We start from the raw sequence: 17,440 nt of genomic DNA, 5'->3' as shown, positions 1-17,440 counted from the left end.
CTCAGTGGGTGAACGGCTGGACGGACTGCGCGTTGCGGAAGACGTTACGCGGGTCCCAGTACTCCTTCGTCTCCTGTAGCCGCCCGTAGTTGTCGCCGTAGTAGAGCAGGTGCGAGGGCTGGCCGGAGCGGTTCCACCCGGGGTCGTCGAGGTCGGTGTCGGGGTAGTTGATGTAGCACCCGTCGGTCACCGTCTTCGGCGTCGCACCGGCAGCGGTGCCGGCCGGCGACAGAATCGGCACACCGCCCGTGTCCTTGTAGACATCGCGGTAGAACTCGCGGATCCAGCGCAGATGCGGTGCCGCGATCGACGCGTCGACCTCGGCGTCGTGATGGTCGGCGACACCGTCCTTGTTGGAGTCCTTCTGCCAGCTCCAGTACGTCTGGTACTGCAGCTTCAGCACGGAACTGCGCTGGTAAACCGCGGTGTCGTCGCTCTCGGGGAGGTTTATCGCGCCCCCGTAGGAGTCGACCTGGAGCAGCGCCTGCGGATTCTCGTAACCGTCGCGCGTGAGGTGGCGGAAGATGGCGTTGAGCATCGGCTCGGTGAAACCGCGCGTCATGTACGCCGACTTGTATTTGCCGCACTGGTTGTCGCCCGAGCCATTGAGCGTCTGGGTGGCGGTGAGCCAGGGCAGCCGGGTCGGCACCTGTAGTCCGCCCATGGGCGCGTGCTCGCCCATGCGCCGGTCCAGCGGTGTCGGATCGATGCGCAGATCCTTGGTGATCCACTTGAGGAAGGCGGTGAGCCGCTCCACGCTGTCCGGCCTGGTGGCGTCGAGCTGGGTGATCAGACCGACCTTGCCGTTGGCGCGTTGGGTCAGCTTCAGCAGGGTGAACATGTCGCTGTAGTCGCCGCGGAGGGACTTCGGGAGCTCCTGTGTGTTCTCGTGCTCGAAGAACAGCCCGTAGTTCCGCACCAGCGACTTGAAGCGCTCCGGGTGCTTCTTGAGTTTCTCCCACGGCCAGGCCACGGCATGGAGCAGCACTTCGGACGGGGGCTTGGGCAGCCCCTTGAACCAGAAGCGGGTGACCACGCCGAAATTGCCGCCGCCGCCACCGGTGTGCGCCCACCACAGGTTCCGCAGCTCCCGCTCGGGTGAGTCACGGCGTGCGATCACGACCTCCGCATGCTGACCGTCGCGGACGACGACGACCTCCACCGCGTAGAGATAGTCCACGGTCAGTCCGTGCTGCCGGGACAGCAGTCCGTACCCGCCGCCGGTGACATGTCCGCCGGCGCCGACGGAGTAGCAGGATCCGCTGGGGAGCGCCACGCCGAACGGCGCGTAGAGGTGGGTGGCGACATGCCAGTTGTTCGCCCCGGCCTCCACGCAGTACGCGCCCATCTCCTGGTCCAGATAGGCCCGGTCCATCTGCCCGAGATCGAGGATCACGCCCACGTCGTCGCCGCAGACGAAGTTCTCGTAGCAGTGGCCGCCCGACCGGACCGTGATCCGCCGATGGAGACTCTCGTCGGAACGGTGGCCCGCGAGATATTTGTTGAGCGCGGCGACGACCTCGCTCGTCGAGCTGACCACCGACACATAGTCAGGTGTCGCGATGAAGCGCTGGTTGAAGCCTCTTCTCAGGGCCTCGTAGCGGGGGTCACCGGCCACCACCTCGGTGCCGCACTCGGTTCCGGCCCTGGTCAGGCTCACAGCCATCTGGCTCTCCCTGTGACGGAGCGGCAGCACTTGTACGGGGCCGCACCGTCAGGCTGTCGTGGCCGGAGGGAGCGCGACAGCCGCGGAGGCCCGTACGGGTGACGCTTGACGCGGACACCGTCAGGAGAGTGACGGCGGGGTGCGGAGCAGCCTCAGTCGTCTGCTCCGCACCCCGCCGGCAGCGGCCGCGGCCCCTCAGCCGCGGCAGTGAACCGGGCCCCTCAACCTCGGTCGTAGGCGTGGAATCCCCGACCCGTTTTGCGGCCGAGCAATCCCGCCTCCACCATGCGCTGCAGCAGTGGCGGAGGAGCGTAGTGCGGTTCCTTGAACTCTTCGTACAGGGAATCCGCGATGGCGGCCACCGTATCGAGGCCGATCAGGTCGGCCAGCCGGAGCGGCCCCATGGGGTGCGCGCAGCCCGCTTCCATGCCCGTGTCCACATCGGCCGCGGTGGCGAAGCCGGACTCGGCCATACGGATCGCGGACAGGAGATAGGGGATCAGCAGCGCGTTGACGATGAAGCCGGCCCGGTCCTGGGAGCGGATCACCCGCTTGCCCAGGGCATCGGTGGCGAACTTCTCGACGGCCGCCACGGTGCCGGGCGCGGTGTGGAGCGAGGCCACAACCTCCACCAGCGGCAGGACGGGAACCGGGTGGAAGAAGTGCAGACCCACGACGCGGTCGGCCCGGCGGGTGGCCATGCTGAGACGCATGATCGGGAGGGCGGAGGTGTTGGTGGCGAGAATGGCTTCCGGGTCCTCGACGATCTTGTCGAGGGCGCCAAAGACCTCTGCCTTGACCTCCTCGTTCTCGACCACGGCCTCCATGACGAGCTGCCGGTCGGCCAGGTCGTCCAGGCTGCCGGTGAAGACCAGCCGGGCCAGTGCGTCCTCGGCGGCCGGACGGTCCAGCTTCCCCCGCCGAACAGCGCGTTCCAAGGAGTGGGTGAGGCGTTCGCGGGCCGCGCGGGCGGCGGTCGCGTCCGCCTCGCAGACCACGGTGTCCAGCCCCGCACGGGCGCAGACCTCGGCGATCCCGGCCCCCATCTGCCCGCCGCCGACGACGCCGACGCGGCGGATGGGCGCGCTCATGACCGCACCGCCGGACGGCGTACGAGGGTACGGCGGTGCACGAGGTGACGGGCGTAAGCGTCCGTGGCGAAGAACGGCGGCAGGTCCCGCGACAGCGCCGTACGGTCGAAGAGATCGCGGGCCTGCGCCACGCATGCCGCGGGGTCTTCCCGGGTGAAGGCCGCGCACTCCGTGTCGAGCAGGCCGAGCACGGTGTCACGGGTGACCGCGCCGTGCCGCAGCCACTGCCATATCTGGACGCGGGCGAGCTCGGCGGTGGCGGCGTCCGCCACCGCCCCGTAGTGGGTCACCGTTCCCTGGCCGCGCAGCCAGGCGTCGAAGTAGCGCAGGGCGAGGGCGAGATGGGAGCGGATGCCCTCGTGGGTGGGCGGACCGCTGGTGCGGCGGATACAGAGCAGATGCGCGGCGGATACGTCGACGTCGTCCCGTGTGTGCTCGATCTGGTGCGGACGGCCGCCGAGCACGGCGTCGAAGGCCGCGCGGCAGTCGGGGACCAGGGCGGGATGGGCGATCTGGGAGCCGTCGAAACCGTCCTGGGCCTCGCGTTCCTTGTCGAGCCGCAGCCCGGCCAGGGCCGCCTCGCCGCTCGGCGCATCGCGGCCGGGGACATGGGTGGCCATGGCGCCGATCGCATGGGCGCCCCGCCGGTGGCAGGTGCGCACCAGCAACTCGGTGCAGGCACGCAGGAAGGGGGCCGTCATGGTGACCTTCGTGCGGTCGGGGAGGACGAAGTCCGGTCGGTGGGCGAAGTTCTTGATCAGGCTGGCGAGGTAGTTCCCGCGTCCGGTGTGCAAACCGGCGCTGTGGTCCCGCAGTTCGTAGAGGATCTCCTCCATTTCGAAGGCCGCGGTGATCGTCTCGATGACGACGGTGGCACGGATGGTGCCGCGCGGGATGCCCAGCAGGTCCTGGGCGAGGACGAAGACGTCGTTCCAGAGCCGGGCGTCGTAGCGGTTTTCGAGCTGGGGGAGCGAGAAGTAGGGGCCGTGGCCGGCGTCGATCTGCCGTGCGGCGCAGTGGAAGAAGAAGAGGCCGAAGTCCACCAGGGAGGCGGGGACGGGGCGGCCGTCGATGCGCAGGTGCTGTTCGGTGAGGTGCCAGCCCCGGGGGCGGACCATGAGGGCCGGGACGACAGCGTCGGGCCGCCGCTCGCCCCGGGGAGCGGTGAGGCCGAGCCGTCGGTCACTGATGTCGAGCAGGTTCAGCTGGCCGCCGATGATGTTGTCCCAGGTGGGCGAGGTGGCGTCGGCGAAGTCGGCGATCCACACCTGCGCGCCGGAGTTGAGGGCGTCGAGGGCCGTGCGGCGGTCGGGCGGGCCGGCGAACTCCACCCGGCGGTCGGTAAGGCCCGGCGCCGGCGGAGCGACCCGCCAGTCGGGGTCGGTACGTACGGCGGAGGTGGCGCGCGAGAAGTCGAGCGGGATGCCGGAGGCGAGCAGCGTGGCGCGGCGGCTTCGCTCGGTGATCAGGTCCAGGCGCCGGTCGGCGAAGGCGGCATCGAGGCGGCCGATGAAGTCCAGAGCCGCGGGGGTGAGGATCTCGTCATGGCGGTCGCCCGGTGTGCCGAGAACCTGGACGGCGCTGGTCAGTTCGGTGGGAGGCATGCGGGGGCTCCTCAGCGGAGTGGGGCGGTGCGGGCCGGACGGAGACGGACGTCCGGCCCGCACCTGGAGAGCGGCCGGGGCGACGCCCTCGTCGAACGGGTGGCCTGGCGGGACCGTGCCGGGCCGGAGCGGCTCTAGTGGAACTGCTCTTCCTCGGTGGAGCCGCTGAGCGCGGTGGTCGAGGAGGCCGGGTTGAGCGCCGTGGAGACCCGGTCGAAGTAGCCGGTGCCGACCTCGCGCTGGTGCTTGACGGCGGTGAAGCCGTGCTGCTGGGCGGCGAACTCCTTCTCCTGGAGATCGACATACGCGGTCATGCCGGACTCGGCGTAGCCGCGGGCCAGCTCGAACATCGCGTGGTTGAGGGAGTGGAACCCGGCCAGGGTGATGAACTGGAAGCGGTAGCCCATCGCGCCCAGCTCCCGCTGGAACTTGGCGATCTGGTCATCGTCCAGCGCGGCCTTCCAGTTGAAGGACGGCGAGCAGTTGTAGGCCAGCATCTGGTCCGGGTACCGCGCATGGATGGCCTCCGCGAACTCCCGGGCCTGCGCCAGGTCCGGAGTGCCCGTCTCCACCCACAGCAGATCCGCGTACGGGGCGTAGGCCAGGCCGCGGGCGATCACCGGGGCCATGCCGTTCTCGACCCGGTAGAAGCCCTCGGCGGTCCGCTCGCCGGTGCAGAAGCGGGCGTCGCGCTCGTCCACGTCGCTGGTGAGGAGGTTGGCGGCCAGCGCATCGGTACGGGCCACGATCACGGTCGGCACATCGGCGATATCGGCCGCGAGCCGGGCGGCGTTGAGGGTGCGGATGTGCTGTGCGGTGGGCACCAGGACCTTGCCGCCGAGGTGGCCGCACTTCTTCTCGGACGCCAGCTGGTCCTCGTAGTGAATGCCCGCGGCGCCGGCCGCGATCATCGCCTTGGTCAGCTCGAAGGCGTTGAGCGGACCGCCGAAACCGGCCTCGGCATCGGCGACGATCGGCGCCAGCCAGTCGATGCGCTCGTCCGTACCGGTCCCGCCGCCCTCCACGGTGGCGATCTGGTCGGCGCGCAGCAGCGCATTGTTGATCCGACGCACCACCTGGGGAACGGAGTTGGCGGGGTAGAGACTCTGGTCCGGGTAGGTGTGGCCGGCCTGGTTGGCGTCCGCCGCGACCTGCCAGCCGGAGAGGTAGATGGCCTGCAGACCGGCCTTGACCTGCTGCACCGCCTGACCACCCGTCAGCGCGCCGAGCGCATGGACATAGTCCTGGGTGTGGAGCTGCCGCCACAGCCGCTCGGCGCCGCGCCGGGCCAGGGTGTGCTCCTCGCGGACGCTGCCGGACAGCCGCACCACGTCCTCGGCGCCGTACGTGCGCTCAACTCCCTTCCAGCGCGGGTCCGTCGCCCACCGCTGTGCCAGTTCTTCGGCCGTCGTCGTGTCCGTCTGCGCCATGACCGTCTCCCGGGGTCGCCTGTATCGCCTGGTGCGTGTGAAGTGTGCGAAGGGCTAGGCACTGAGTGCCGCGCCTTCTGTGCCGCCGCCCGCCGGACCCCTCCCGGTGTGTGGAGAGGTGAGCAATGCGCCCGGGGCGCCGGACCGGAACGCCGAGATACCCGACGTCAGGGCTCGAAATCGGGCCCGGAGTTCCGCTCCGGCCGCCGGGGTCCGGCGGGCCGCACTCAGACTCTGGCAGTGGCACCGAGTGCCATCAACCATGGCGGCCTGCCAACTTCCGCGCATCTTCCGACGCCGTTTTGCCAACCTTGCCAACATCCCAAGTCCGGCTTCCTCCTGGTCGGATAGGCTTCAGCCGCATCGAAGGGACGTTCCGGTGAGCAAGACATACGCGGGGGCGCGGCTGCGACAGCTGCGCGAGGAGCGACGGCTCAGTCAGGCCGAACTGGCACGCATACTGGCGATTTCGCCCAGCTACCTCAACCAGATGGAACACGACTCCCGGCCGCTGACCGTGCCGGTACTGCTGCGCCTCACCGAGGCGTTCGGGGTGGACCCCGGCTTCTTCTCGGCACGCGACACCAGCAGACTCGTCGCCGACCTGCGCGAAACGCTCGCCGACGAGGTCGCTGCCGCCCGGGTGTCCCCCTCCGACCTCTCCGAACTGGCCTCCCGGCTACCGGCCGTGGCCGGCGTCCTGCTCGATCTGGGACGGCGCAACCAGACGCTGGCCGAGCGGCTGGCCGAGGCGACGGACGGCCGCGACCACGACCACCCGGCCGCTCCGCGCTCGCCGCACGAGGAGATCCGGGAGTTCTTCTACCGCCGCCAGAACTATCTGCACGACCTCGATCTCGCCGCCGAGAACCTCGCGGACGAGATGGACATCCGTCCCGGCGAAGTACTGCGCGCCCTCACCGCCCGGCTCGCCGAACGCCATGGCGTTCGGCTCGCGGCCGACTCCGACCGCTTGCACCACTACGACGCGACGGCCCGGGTGCTGCATCTGTCCAACCGTCTGCGCCCCGGCCAGCAGGCCTTCCGTATGGCCACGCAACTCGCCCTGCTGGAGTACGCCGAGGAGCTGTCCGCACTAGCCGCTGAGGACTACGAGAAGGGCTCGACCACCTGGTCGCTCGCCCGGATCGGCATCGCCAACTATGTGGCCGCCGCGCTGATCCTCCCGTACCGCGCCTTCCACGCCGCCGCCGAGGAAGTGCGCTACGACCTCGAACGCCTCACCGACCGCTTCGGCCTCGGCTACGAGACGGTCTGCCACCGCCTCAGCACCCTCCAGCGCCCACGCCTGCGGGGCGTGCCGTTCTCCTTCGTACGCGTCGACCGCGCGGGCAATATGTCCAAACGCCAGTCGGCCACCGGCTTCCACTTCTCCCGCGCGGGCGGCACCTGCCCGCTGTGGAACGTGTACGAGGCGTTCACGGCACCCGGGCGCATCCATGTCCAGATCGCCGCGATGCCGGACGGACAGCGCTACTTGTGGACCGCCCGCGCCCTCACCCGCCACCGCGGCGGCTGGGGCGAGCCGGGCAAGACCTTCGCCATCGGCCTCGGCTGCGAGATCCGGCACGCCTCCCGGCTCGTCTACTCCGACGGTCTCGACCTGGCCAATGCCTCCGCCGCCACCCCCATCGGCATGGGCTGCCGGATCTGCGAGCGCCTCGACTGCCCTCAGCGCGCGGTACCGCCCCTGGGGCGGCCGCTCGCCATCGACGAGAACAGCAGCACCTTCGTGCCGTACCCCGTCCGGGACCGCACGGAGCGCTGACCCGGGCGCGGGCAGGGAGCCACACGTCTCTCCGCGGCGAAGGGCGTGCCGGTCGGCCCGGCGTTACGTTGGAAGACCATGCGCCTCGGGCCCTGCGCAGATCGCGGAGTGTGGACATGACCAAGCGGAGTGTGGCCATGGCCAATGAGCCCCTCTCGGGCCGGATCGCCGTCGTGACCGGCGCTGCCCGCGGGCTGGGGGCGTGCATGGCACACGCGCTCGTACGCCGCGGGGCAACGGTCGCGCTGATCGGGCTCGAAGAGCCCGAACTTCAGCGGGTCGCGGCGTCCCTTCCCGGCCGCGCCCGTTACTGGTCCGCCGACATCACCGACGAGGGCGCAATGGCGGACGCCGCCGACAGCGTGCGGCAATGCCTGGGGCCGCCGTCCGTGCTGGTCGCCAACGCGGGGGTCGTTGCCGGCGGCCCGTTCCTGCACAGCGATCCGGCCGTCTGGCGCCGGGTGGTGGAGGTCAACCTGATCGGCAGCTGCCTCACGGTGCGCGCCTTCCTCCCCGGGCTCCTCGCCACACGCGGCTACTACCTGCAGATCGCCTCCCTCGCGGCGATCACGGCAGTGCCCATGATGTCCACGTACTGCGCTTCCAAGGCGGGCGTCGAGGCGTTCGCGCATGCGCTGCGCGCCGAAGTGGCGCACACCGGCGTCGATGTCGGCATCGCCTACCTCAGCTGGGCGGACACCGACATGATCCACGCCCCTGTGCTGAGGGAACTTCGCGCCGGCCTGCCGTGGCCCGCGGGAAAGATCTATCCGCCCCAACAGGTTGCCGACCGCCTGGTCCGCGGCATCGAGCGACGGGAGCCCGCCGTCTACGCCCAGCCATGGCTGCGCGCCGTGCAGGCGCTACGAGGCGGCGTGCCGGGCGTCATCATGCGCCGGTCCCACCACCAACTGCACCGCCTGGTGAGCCGCGGTGACATCGAGGCGACGGGGCTGGTGGGCGAAGGGGGGAGGGCTGACGAGGCGGCCGGATCCGCCGGGGCGCGCATGCCGGACGGCTGAGCGGGCGGGCACGCCGGGCGGCGGCGGGCAGCGCGTACGCGGTCGCCGCGAAACCTCGGGCGATTGGCCCTAACCTGGGGGAATGGGCGGTGACTTGGTCACGCTGTTCCTCTGCGGTGACGTCATGCTCGGCCGCGGCGTCGACCAGATCCTGCCGTGTCCCGGCGACCCGGCGCTGCGCGAGGGTTTCGTCCGGGACGCCCGCGACTATGTCGAGCTGGCGGAGGCGGCGAACGGCCCCATTCCCCGTCCGGTCGACTTCTCCTGGCCATGGGGGGAGGCGCTGCCGGTGCTCGATGAGGCTGCCCCCGCCGCCCGGGTGATCAACCTGGAGACCAGCATCACGTGCAACGACGCGTTCGCACCCGACAAGGCAGTGCACTACCGGATGCACCCCGCGAACCTCTCCTGTCTGGCCGCCGCCCACCCCGACGTCTGCGTACTGGCCAACAACCACGTTCTGGACTTCGGCCGCGGCGGACTGGAGGAAACGCTCGACACCCTGGCGGGCGCGGGGCTGCGGACCGCCGGGGCAGGAGCGGACGCCGACACCGCCAGACGCCCGGCGACCGTCCCTCTCGACGCCGGCCGCCGGCTCCTGGTCTTCTCCTTCGGCATGCCGTCCAGCGGGATCCCGCACACCTGGGCCGCGACCGCGGCCCGCAGTGGGGTCGACGTGGTGGCCAGGCCGTCGGAGGCCGCCGCGGCCGAGGTCATCGGCCGGGTACGGCAGGTCAAGCGGCCGGGCGATATCGCGGTGGCCTCGGTCCACTGGGGTCCCAACTGGGGCTACGGCGTGACCCACAGCGAGGGCGTCTTCGCCCGGATGCTCCTGGACGGCGGCGTGGACGTCGTACACGGGCACTCCTCGCACCACCCCCGCTCCCTGGAGGTGCACCGGGGAAAACTGGTGATCCACGGGTGCGGCGACTTCATCGATGACTACGAGGGCATCACCGGCTACGAACAGTATCGGGACGACCTGCGGCTGCTCTACCTCGTCTCGGTGGAACCGGACACCGGCAGGCTCCACGACGTACGGATCACCCCCTTGCAGGCCCGGCGGATGCGGCTGCGGCACGCCTCGTCCGAGGACACCCGCTGGCTGCGCGCGCTCCTCGACCGGATCGGCCACGGCTTCCGGTCATGCGCCGGCCCCGAGCCGGCGGACACGATCACGCTCCGGCCGTCCTGACGCAGCGGGCACGATCACCTCCAGGCCGCCCTGACGCGGCGGCTCCGACACCCCACAGGCCTGCGACAACACCCGTCCCGGGACATCCGCGAACTGGCCGGCCTACCTCGAAAGGCTCAACCAACCCTTCGCCGGCTCCGCCGCGCGTACCCGAACGGCCTCCCGCCGGACCTGCCATTCGAGCCAGGGAACCCGGCCGGTGTCCACCGGGCGCAGCCAACGAGATTCCCCCGGCAACCGCATCCCGGAGGCCACCGCGGCCGCGCGGCCCGCGGTGGCACATGGGGAGGCCGACCTCGCAGAGTGACCTGCGGGCGGCAACACTGGGAGGCAGCGGAAAGCACCGACGCACGGTGAGGCTGGAGGCGATGGGCGCATCCGACAGGGCGTACGGCGGCGACCGGCCCGTAGAGCCCGCGGTGCAGACGTGGGCCCGGGTGGTGGTCGACGCGCGAGGCGTGCTGACCGAATGGAGCGCCGCGGCCGAACGCCTGCTCGGATACGTGGCGAGCGATGTCGTGGGACGGCCCGCTGCCGTACTGATGGCCACGGCCGACGAGGCGGACGAAGCCGAAGGGCCCGCACCGGGCGACGGGGGCGACAAGGGCGAAGAGGGCGCGGCCATCCTGCTGCGCCACCGTGACGGCCGTACGGTCAGCTGCCGGCTGAGCGTCCACCCCGAGGACGGAGACGGCGCCGGACCGCGCTGGGCGGTCATGCTGGCTCCCGCCGGGACGCCGTCCGCCCGGGAGATCGACCGCGCATTTCTGGAGGCGCTGTTCACCCGATCGCCGGTGGGGCTGTTCGTCCTCGACCCGGAGCTCAGGCTGCTGAAGTTCAATGCCGCCGCGGAGGGGATGCAGGGCACGCCGGCCGAGACGGCGGTGGGCCGTCGCCCCACCGAGGTATGGCCCGACTTCGGTGCCGAGCCCATGGAGCGGGTGATGAAACAGGTCCTGGAGTCGGGGAAGCCGGTGACCGGCTTCGAGAAGCGCGGCCGGCCCCCGGGAGACCCCGGCCGGGAGCACATCTACTCGGCGTCCGCGTTCCGCCTCGAAGACGCCCATGGCCGCATCCTCGGGGTGGCCGATGCGGTGGTCGACGTCACCGACCGGCACCGCGCGCAGGAGCGACTGACCCTGCTCGCCGAGGCCGGGGCGCGTATCGGCACCACCCTGGACGTGGTGCGCACCGCTCAGGAACTGGCCGATCTGGCGGTGCCACGACTGGCCGACACCGCCGCCATCGAGGTGCTGGAGCCGACGCTCCTGGGCGGGGAGATCACCCCCGGGCCGGTCGCCGGCGACGCGGTGCTGCGCCGGGCGGCGTCGCGCTCCCGCCGGAAGGAAGTGCCGCCGGGCGTGTACGAGGTCGGCGAGGTCAGCACCTTTCCGTTCGCCGGGCCGTTCACCAGGGCCCTGCGCGACCTGCGGCCGCTGCTGGTCAGCCCGCTGGACCCGGACAGTGAGTGGATCCGTGCCGACCCCGTGCGCGGGCGGCGGATGCTCGAAGAGAAGGTCCACTCGCTCATGCTGATCCCGCTGGTCGTCCGCGACCTGCCCCTCGGGCTCGCCGCCTTCTACCGATGGGGGGAGTTGGGCCCCTTCCAGGAGGACGATCTGACGCTGGCCACGGAACTCGGCCGCCGAACGTCCATCTGCCTGGACAACGCCCGTCAGTACGTACGCGAACGCAACGCACTGCTGAGCCTCCAGCGCAGTCTGCTGCCGCACGAACTCCCCGATCAGATCGGCGTGGAGGCCGCCCACCAGTACGTCCACGCCGGATCCGGCGGGGACTGGGTCGATGTCATCCCGCTGTCCGGAGCCCGGGTGGCGCTGGTGGCCGGCCGGGCCGCCGGCCATGGCGTGCATGCCGCGGCCGCCATGGGCCGGCTGCGCGCGGCCGTCCATACGCTGTCGGACCTGGATCTGGAGCCGGACGAACTGCTGGCCAGGGTCGATGACTTGGTGTTCCGCCTGGCAGGTGACGACATCCGGGCGGGTGCCGGCGGCCGGGCCGGCGCCGACGCCGACAAGGACGCTGACGTGGACGCCCGCCCCGGCCCCGGTCATGGGGACGGGGTCGGCTCCGAGTGCCTGTACCTGGTCTACGACCCGGTCTCCCGGCGCTGCACCATGGCCGGAGCCGGCCACTCCCGCCTCGTCGTCCGATATCCGAACGGCTCGGTGACGACCCTGGTGCCCCCGGCCGCCGAGCCGCTGGGCCGGCCCGGCCCGTCGTTCGGAAAGGCCGAACTGGAGCTTCCCGAGGGGGCGTTGCTCACCCTCCACACCCCAGGGCTGCTCCAGGCGTACGAGGACCGGGCGGCCGGCCTGACCCGGCTCGAAGGCCTGCTCGCCCGGCCGCCGGACTCCCTGAGCGAGATCTGCCGACTGCTCACCGACTCCCTCCTCCCCGAGCAACCCCCTGAAGACGCCGCTGTGTTGGTCGCTTGCACCCACGCGCTGGGCGAGGACCGGGTTGCCGCATGGGACCTCCCTTCCGACCCGGCGGTCGTCTCCACCGCGCGTTCCCTCGTCGCCCACCAGCTCGCCTCCTGGGGCCTGGAGGAGGAAGCGTTCACCACGGAGCTGATCGTCAGCGAACTCGTCACCAATGCCATTCGCTACGCCAGCGCCCCCATCCGGTTGCGTATGATCCGCGACCGCACACTGACCTGCGAAGTCTCCGACGGAAGCAGTACCGCACCCCGCGTACGGCATCCACGCGCCACGGACGAAGGGGGCCGCGGCCTCCTTCTCGTCGCGCAGTTCGCCGAGCGCTGGGGTGCTCGCTACACCGCCGAGGGCAAGACCGTCTGGGCCGAGCAGAAGATCGACGGAGCTTCGGACGACCTGGTGTGAGCCTGCTGCCGGCAGAGCTGGTCCCGGCCGACTCACCGCTCGGCCACTGAGATGATCTTCGAATGAACCATCGCTCTCGTGCCTGGATCCAGCGGCGGCTTCGGTCGCTGGCCTTCCTGGAACTGCTCAACATCCCACTCCAGGCCGCACTCTGGTTCGGCAAGGTCGGCTTCCCGATAACGCCGGCGAACGCCGTGGGATTCGCGTTGTTCGCACTCCTTCTCCTGCAAGGAGCCGCCTACTGGCTCGCCAAGCTCCGCCGGGTCGCGACAGCCGGCAACTCCCTCCCCGGCGCCAGGACTTTCGCGGCGATCCGCGTACTCAACGTTCCGTTGCTGATCGCCGGTGTGCTCTTCACCCTCCGGGCGGTGTGCGTCGACCCCGGGAGCGGCAGCTGGCCGGGCCTCGTCTTCGCGCTGTTCGCGGTGCTGGAGTACATCAACTACTTCCACACGCAACTCATGTACGACACCCGCGAGGACCTCCGCCACCTGCGCAACCACGGCCTGCGCCGTGCGCACCTGGCCCGCGATCTGGACTCTCGCAGGTAGCGGCAGCACGCCAACTCCCCGCCGAACTCGTCATCGCCGGCACCCACGACGACCCGGTCGCCCCGCCCGGGCGTCATCCCGGAGGCGGCTACCTCAGGAGCCGTTTTCTGGTCAGCTGCGTCACCTCCGCGCGGCTGTGACTGCCGTGGTCGGCGGCGATGAAGTGATTGCCGATCCGCAGTGAGCAGGCGAGCATGCAGCGGACCTCGACGTCGTCCGTGTCGAGGCAGAAGGAGCCGAACAGCGAGCGCAGGTACTCCATCCGCCGGTTGTCGACGCGTCGGAGTCGCTGCGCGACGGCCTCGTCGCGCCGGGCCCGGTCGCGGATCGTGAGGTCGTCCGTGGTGCCCGTCATCGGCCCGTCGCCGGACGAGGCGATCGTGAACAGCCGCTCCAGTTTGGCCCTGGCATCTCCTCCGCCGCTCTCGACCTGCTCGATCACTCCCTCGGTGACCTCGCGCTCCCATGCGTCGAGCATCTCGGTGAGCAGCGCGTCCCGGTTGCCGGCGGTTACCGCGGCCAGATGGCCGTCCTGGTGAAGCCGAACGGGCTGCTCGGCGCCGTATACATGGCGGGCATCAAGCCCTTCCGGTACCTGGAGGGTACCCGGCACTGTTTCGAGGGATCGGACACAAGTGGCAGGCGAGCGCCGGCGAAAGGAGCGCGGGCTGCTGACCGGATCCGGCGGAGGGTTGGGTCATCTCGGCCATCCGTTGTGGCCCTCCGAGCCGGGCAAGCACCTCCCCGAGTCGGACAAGCACCTCCCCGAGCCGGACAAGCCGCTCTCAAATGCGCAGAGTTAAGGGCGGATGCGTCCCGTTCAGATAGTGGTCGCCGATGTCGCGGAGCCTGTGGGTGGGGGAGCCCTGTGCCGTCAGGACGCGCGCATTGCGCCAGAACCTGTCGAACCCCGGGCCGTCGGCGGGGGAGTCGGCGCCGTCCGTGAGTTCCAGGATGCGCGTGGTGATGTGCATCGCGGACCTGCTGGTGACGGCCTCGGCCGCGGCGACGAGGACCGCGATGTCGGCGCGTTCGTCGATGCCGAGTTCCCGCCCCATGAGGAGTCCTCTCGCCAGAGCCTCCGTCGCCGGCTCGACGACCGCCGCGGCGGTGTGGGCGGCGGCCACCAACTCCCCGTAGGCGAGGAGGAGGTACGGATCGCCGCTTGGCCGTCCCGCGTAGGCGCCGTTGTCCGGATCCGCGATCGGCCAGATACGCGGCGTGGCACGGCTGAAGTCCCGGGCCTCGGCCAGTGCTCCTTCGGCGATCCCCAGGCCGACATGGACGAGAGCGAGCCGCAGCGTCAGAGGGGCGAGCGTGGCGAACGGGGCGACATCGTGCTCGTCGCGCGGCACGGCGCCCAGTACCTGATCGGCGGGCACCGGGACGCCGTCGAACCCGACGGTGCCGGCTCCGGTGAGGCGCTGTCCGAGGCGGTCATGTGCCGGGTCGGCCGTCACGCCCGGGTGGGCCGGGTCCACGACCACGATCAACGACTCACCGGTTTCGGTACATCCCGCGGCGAGCACCAGCCGGTCGGCCACGGCGACACCCGCGGCGAAAGCCCTGCTCCCATTGAGGACGTAGCCGCTGTCGGCCGGTGTGAGCGTCAGGTCGGGACCCGTCTCCAGCTCCGCCTCCGCCGACCCCGGAAGGTCGGTGCTGCCGCCCCAGATCCACTGCTCGTCCGCCGCCCGGAGTTCCAGTACGTCGGCCTTCTGCGGGGTGCCGAAGAAACGGGCGCTCCACGACAACACATAGTGCCGGCCGAGCAGTTCGCCGATCGAGCTGTCGGCCGCCGCGATCTCCCGGATGACCGCACAGGCGGTGCGCCAGTCGGTCCCCCGCGTGGGCGGGCCGGGCGGTGCCAGCAGAGCCGGCAGGCCGGCTTCGCGCAGTCGTGAGATCTCGTCGAAGGGAGGCTTGCCCGCCCGGTCACGGGAGATTGCGTCGACGGCGAGATCATCGGCGATCTCGCGGGTGACGCGTGGCCAGATCCCTTCCTCGGCCGGGTGGTTGATCTGTCGGGAGGCGGTGCGTGCTGCGGACTTCTTCGGCATGGCGCCGTTCACCATCCTGTCGGGCGTGTGGATCGGCGTGTGCACGGCCGCCCCACCTCACGCATTCCCTAGTTTTCCCACTGGATTAGTAGGGAATGAATCATGCTTCCGGACTCCCGTTTGGAGCAAGGGTCGTTCGAGGGGTGGACAGCCGGGTCTTGAAATCCGGACGGTGAGGCAGTGGGGGGGGGCGGCCAGGGATCGTTCAGGCGCCGGTCAGGGATTCGTCCACGAGGCCGGATCCTCGGCCAGCGCGGACACCCGGGTGGGCAGGTCGGCCGAGGCGACATCGGCCAGGGATACACCGTCAAGGATCTGCCGGACATTGGCCCGTAGCGCGACCCACAGTGGCAGCAGCGACTCGGCCGGCCCGGTGTAGGACAGCTCCGGCGGGCGGACACCGCGTACCGACACCAGCGGCCCGTCCACGACGCGGATGACATCCGCGATGCTGATGTCCTCCGGAGGCTTGGCCAGCCGGTAGCCGCCGTTGCCACCGCGCTGACTGAGTACGAGCCCGCCGCGCCGCATATCGTTCAGGATGCCTTCGAGGAACTTGTGCGGAATGTCCTGAGCGTCGGCAATGGCCTCCGCCTTGAGCGGCCCCGCCTCCCGGGCACCGGCGAGTTGCAGCGCGGCACGCACCGCATAGTCCGCTCTGGCTGAAATCCGCATGCCGGCATTATCCCGCAACGGGACGGCGTGGCCTCTCCGGGCGTACCACCCGGCCCGAGGTGGGCACCAGCCGCGCGTCCAGGCGCAGCAGCACCCTTGACGTGGCTCGACGGCGGCTCGACACTCAAGGGCGGGAACCCTATTGAACGGGTGGGAAATCATGGGGCGTGCAGGGCTGGACACCGACCGCGCGAGCCGCGCGATCCAGCCGCTTCCCCTTCTGACCTCACGCCGGCACATCGATCTGCTGCGCGTCTGCAGCGCGGCAAGTCCTCTCTGCTGAGGCGATAGCGGCCCGCCGCCGCGCCGTACTCCGCCCCACGCCGAACTCTTCGTCGTGCCCGGGCCTGCGCCGACGGCGCCCCATGTCCGCCGCCTGCTGCACATACGCCTGCGCCCAGGCCCGTCCTACGCCTGTACGCATAGGCCCGTACACCCGTGCCCGTGCATCGGCCTGTACGTCCGTCGGCCTGTACGTCCGTCGGCCTGTACGTGCGCCAGTACGTCCGCTTCTACGTCCGCCTGTACGTCCGCGAACCGGACCCGGATCCCAGGGAGTCGCATGTCCGCCACGTCCCGCACCACCACGTCGCACACCACCACGTCCGACACCACCACGTCGCAGACCGGCGTGCCGTCCCTCCGGGGCAGGATCGGCTGCGATGTGCGCAGCGGCCACTACGCCGTGCCGCACCGCTACCGCCTGCACCTCTCGCTGTCCTGTCCGGACTGTCTGAGCATCGCCATCACCCACAGCCTGCTTGACCTCGGTGACATCCTTCCGGTGACACTGCTGCCCGCCGTGCCCGACGGCCCGGGTGCCGGATACGTGGCGCTGCGCCCGCTGTACGAAGCCAGTTCGCACCAGCACCCCGGCCCGGCCGCGGCGCCGGTGCTCAGCGACGGATGGACGGGACGGATCGTCAGTACGCACACCCCCGACATCCTGCGCGACCTGGCCGGGCAGTTCGGCGGCGACGGCCCCGACCTGTATCCGCACCATGCCCGGAACGAGATCGAGGCGGTCGCCCGGCTCTGTGAGCGGAACATCAACGAGGCCGCGCAGCACGCCGGTCGGCTCGGCATCGACAGCGCGGCCCACGAGACCGCGCTGGGCACCCTGCTCGGCGCACTGGACTCACTGGAGCAGCGGCTGGCCGACCGGAACCACCTGCTGGGCAGCGAACTCACCGCCGCCGACGTCCAGTTGTGGGTGACACTGGTGCGGCTCGACACCGTCCACCGCTGGCATCTGGACGCCGCTGCGGTTCACCGCATCGCCGACCACCCGCGGTTGTGGTCGTACGCCCGCCGGCTGGCGGCCCACCCCGCCTTCGGCTCGCACCTCGACCTGGACGGCATCGCCCGCCGCCACCACGCTCGCTGTCAGGGACAGGAGGCCGCCGGCGCGGCGGTACAGATCGTGGACTGGACGGCGTCTTCGGCAGCTGCCCTTCGAAGCAGCCGCCGATAGCAATCGTCGGTGGCGG

General features: G+C 70.7%; 12 protein-coding genes and 1 pseudogene. 7 read left to right on the top strand and 6 right to left on the bottom strand.

Annotated features, from left to right (window positions below; all coding sequences use genetic code 11):
* Position 1: 1 nt before the first annotated feature.
* The 4 genes from KI385_RS05255 to aceA all read right to left on the bottom strand — a co-directional run bounded on the left by KI385_RS05255 (position 2) and on the right by aceA (position 5,791).
* The gene (locus KI385_RS05255; protein WP_238571050.1) at positions 2 to 1,666 is read right to left on the bottom strand and encodes an FAD-binding oxidoreductase; all 1,665 of its coding nucleotides are present in this window, start codon (positions 1,664 to 1,666) and stop codon (positions 2 to 4) included.
* Positions 1,667 to 1,887: 221 nt separating this feature from the next.
* Positions 1,888 to 2,757: a 3-hydroxybutyryl-CoA dehydrogenase gene (locus KI385_RS05250; RefSeq protein ID WP_238571049.1), complete on the bottom strand. Its 870-nt coding sequence runs from the start codon at positions 2,755 to 2,757 to the stop codon at positions 1,888 to 1,890.
* Positions 2,754 to 4,361: a malate synthase gene (locus KI385_RS05245; protein ID WP_238571048.1), complete on the bottom strand. Its 1,608-nt coding sequence runs from the start codon at positions 4,359 to 4,361 to the stop codon at positions 2,754 to 2,756. The genes KI385_RS05250 and KI385_RS05245 overlap by 4 nt, the downstream gene beginning before the upstream one ends.
* Positions 4,362 to 4,495: 134 nt before the next feature.
* Complete coding sequence (gene aceA, locus KI385_RS05240; protein ID WP_238571047.1) at positions 4,496 to 5,791, bottom strand: isocitrate lyase; 1,296 nt, start codon at positions 5,789 to 5,791, stop codon at positions 4,496 to 4,498.
* A 379-nt stretch (positions 5,792 to 6,170) separates the two neighbouring features.
* On the opposite strand from aceA, the gene KI385_RS05235 reads away from it, so the two are divergent.
* From KI385_RS05235 to KI385_RS44535, 6 genes and pseudogenes are all read left to right on the top strand, one after another.
* The gene (locus KI385_RS05235) at positions 6,171 to 7,580 is read left to right on the top strand and encodes a short-chain fatty acyl-CoA regulator family protein (RefSeq protein WP_238571046.1); all 1,410 of its coding nucleotides are present in this window, start codon (positions 6,171 to 6,173) and stop codon (positions 7,578 to 7,580) included.
* Between the two features lie 116 nt (positions 7,581 to 7,696).
* Positions 7,697 to 8,602, top strand: coding sequence for an SDR family oxidoreductase (locus KI385_RS05230; protein ID WP_238571045.1), 906 nt, complete (start codon positions 7,697 to 7,699; stop codon positions 8,600 to 8,602).
* An 82-nt stretch (positions 8,603 to 8,684) separates the two neighbouring features.
* A complete protein-coding gene (locus KI385_RS05225; protein WP_238571044.1) occupies positions 8,685 to 9,797 on the top strand; it encodes a CapA family protein in 1,113 nt (370 codons plus the stop codon).
* A gap of 368 nt (positions 9,798 to 10,165) precedes the next feature.
* Complete coding sequence (locus tag KI385_RS05220; RefSeq protein WP_238571043.1) at positions 10,166 to 12,664, top strand: SpoIIE family protein phosphatase; 2,499 nt, start codon at positions 10,166 to 10,168, stop codon at positions 12,662 to 12,664.
* Positions 12,665 to 12,726: 62 nt separating this feature from the next.
* Positions 12,727 to 13,215 carry a hypothetical protein gene (locus tag KI385_RS05215; protein WP_238571042.1) on the top strand — a complete coding sequence of 163 codons (489 nt, stop codon included), beginning with the start codon at positions 12,727 to 12,729 and terminating at the stop codon, positions 13,213 to 13,215.
* Between the two features lie 289 nt (positions 13,216 to 13,504).
* A pseudogene (locus KI385_RS44535) lies at positions 13,505 to 13,753 on the top strand (hypothetical protein); the annotation flags it as partial.
* A 247-nt stretch (positions 13,754 to 14,000) separates the two neighbouring features.
* Here the strand turns inward: KI385_RS44535 and KI385_RS05205 are convergent.
* Both KI385_RS05205 and KI385_RS05200 read right to left on the bottom strand, forming a co-directional pair.
* Positions 14,001 to 15,275, bottom strand: a complete 1,275-nt coding sequence (locus KI385_RS05205; protein WP_238577570.1) for an acyl-CoA dehydrogenase family protein — start codon at positions 15,273 to 15,275, stop codon at positions 14,001 to 14,003.
* 216 nt (positions 15,276 to 15,491) lie between these two features.
* On the bottom strand, positions 15,492 to 15,950 hold the full coding sequence (locus KI385_RS05200; protein WP_238571041.1) for an RrF2 family transcriptional regulator: 459 nt from the start codon (positions 15,948 to 15,950) through the stop codon (positions 15,492 to 15,494).
* 562 nt (positions 15,951 to 16,512) lie between these two features.
* Between KI385_RS05200 and KI385_RS05195 the strand changes: the two genes are divergently transcribed.
* Positions 16,513 to 17,424, top strand: a complete 912-nt coding sequence (locus KI385_RS05195; protein ID WP_238571040.1) for a glutathione S-transferase C-terminal domain-containing protein — start codon at positions 16,513 to 16,515, stop codon at positions 17,422 to 17,424.
* Positions 17,425 to 17,440 lie beyond the last annotated feature (16 nt).

The sequence above is a fragment of the Streptomyces inhibens genome, assembly GCF_022221585.1.
GTDB lineage: Bacteria > Actinomycetota > Actinomycetes > Streptomycetales > Streptomycetaceae > Streptomyces > Streptomyces inhibens.
This window is presented reverse-complemented; position numbering and strand designations above follow the sequence as displayed.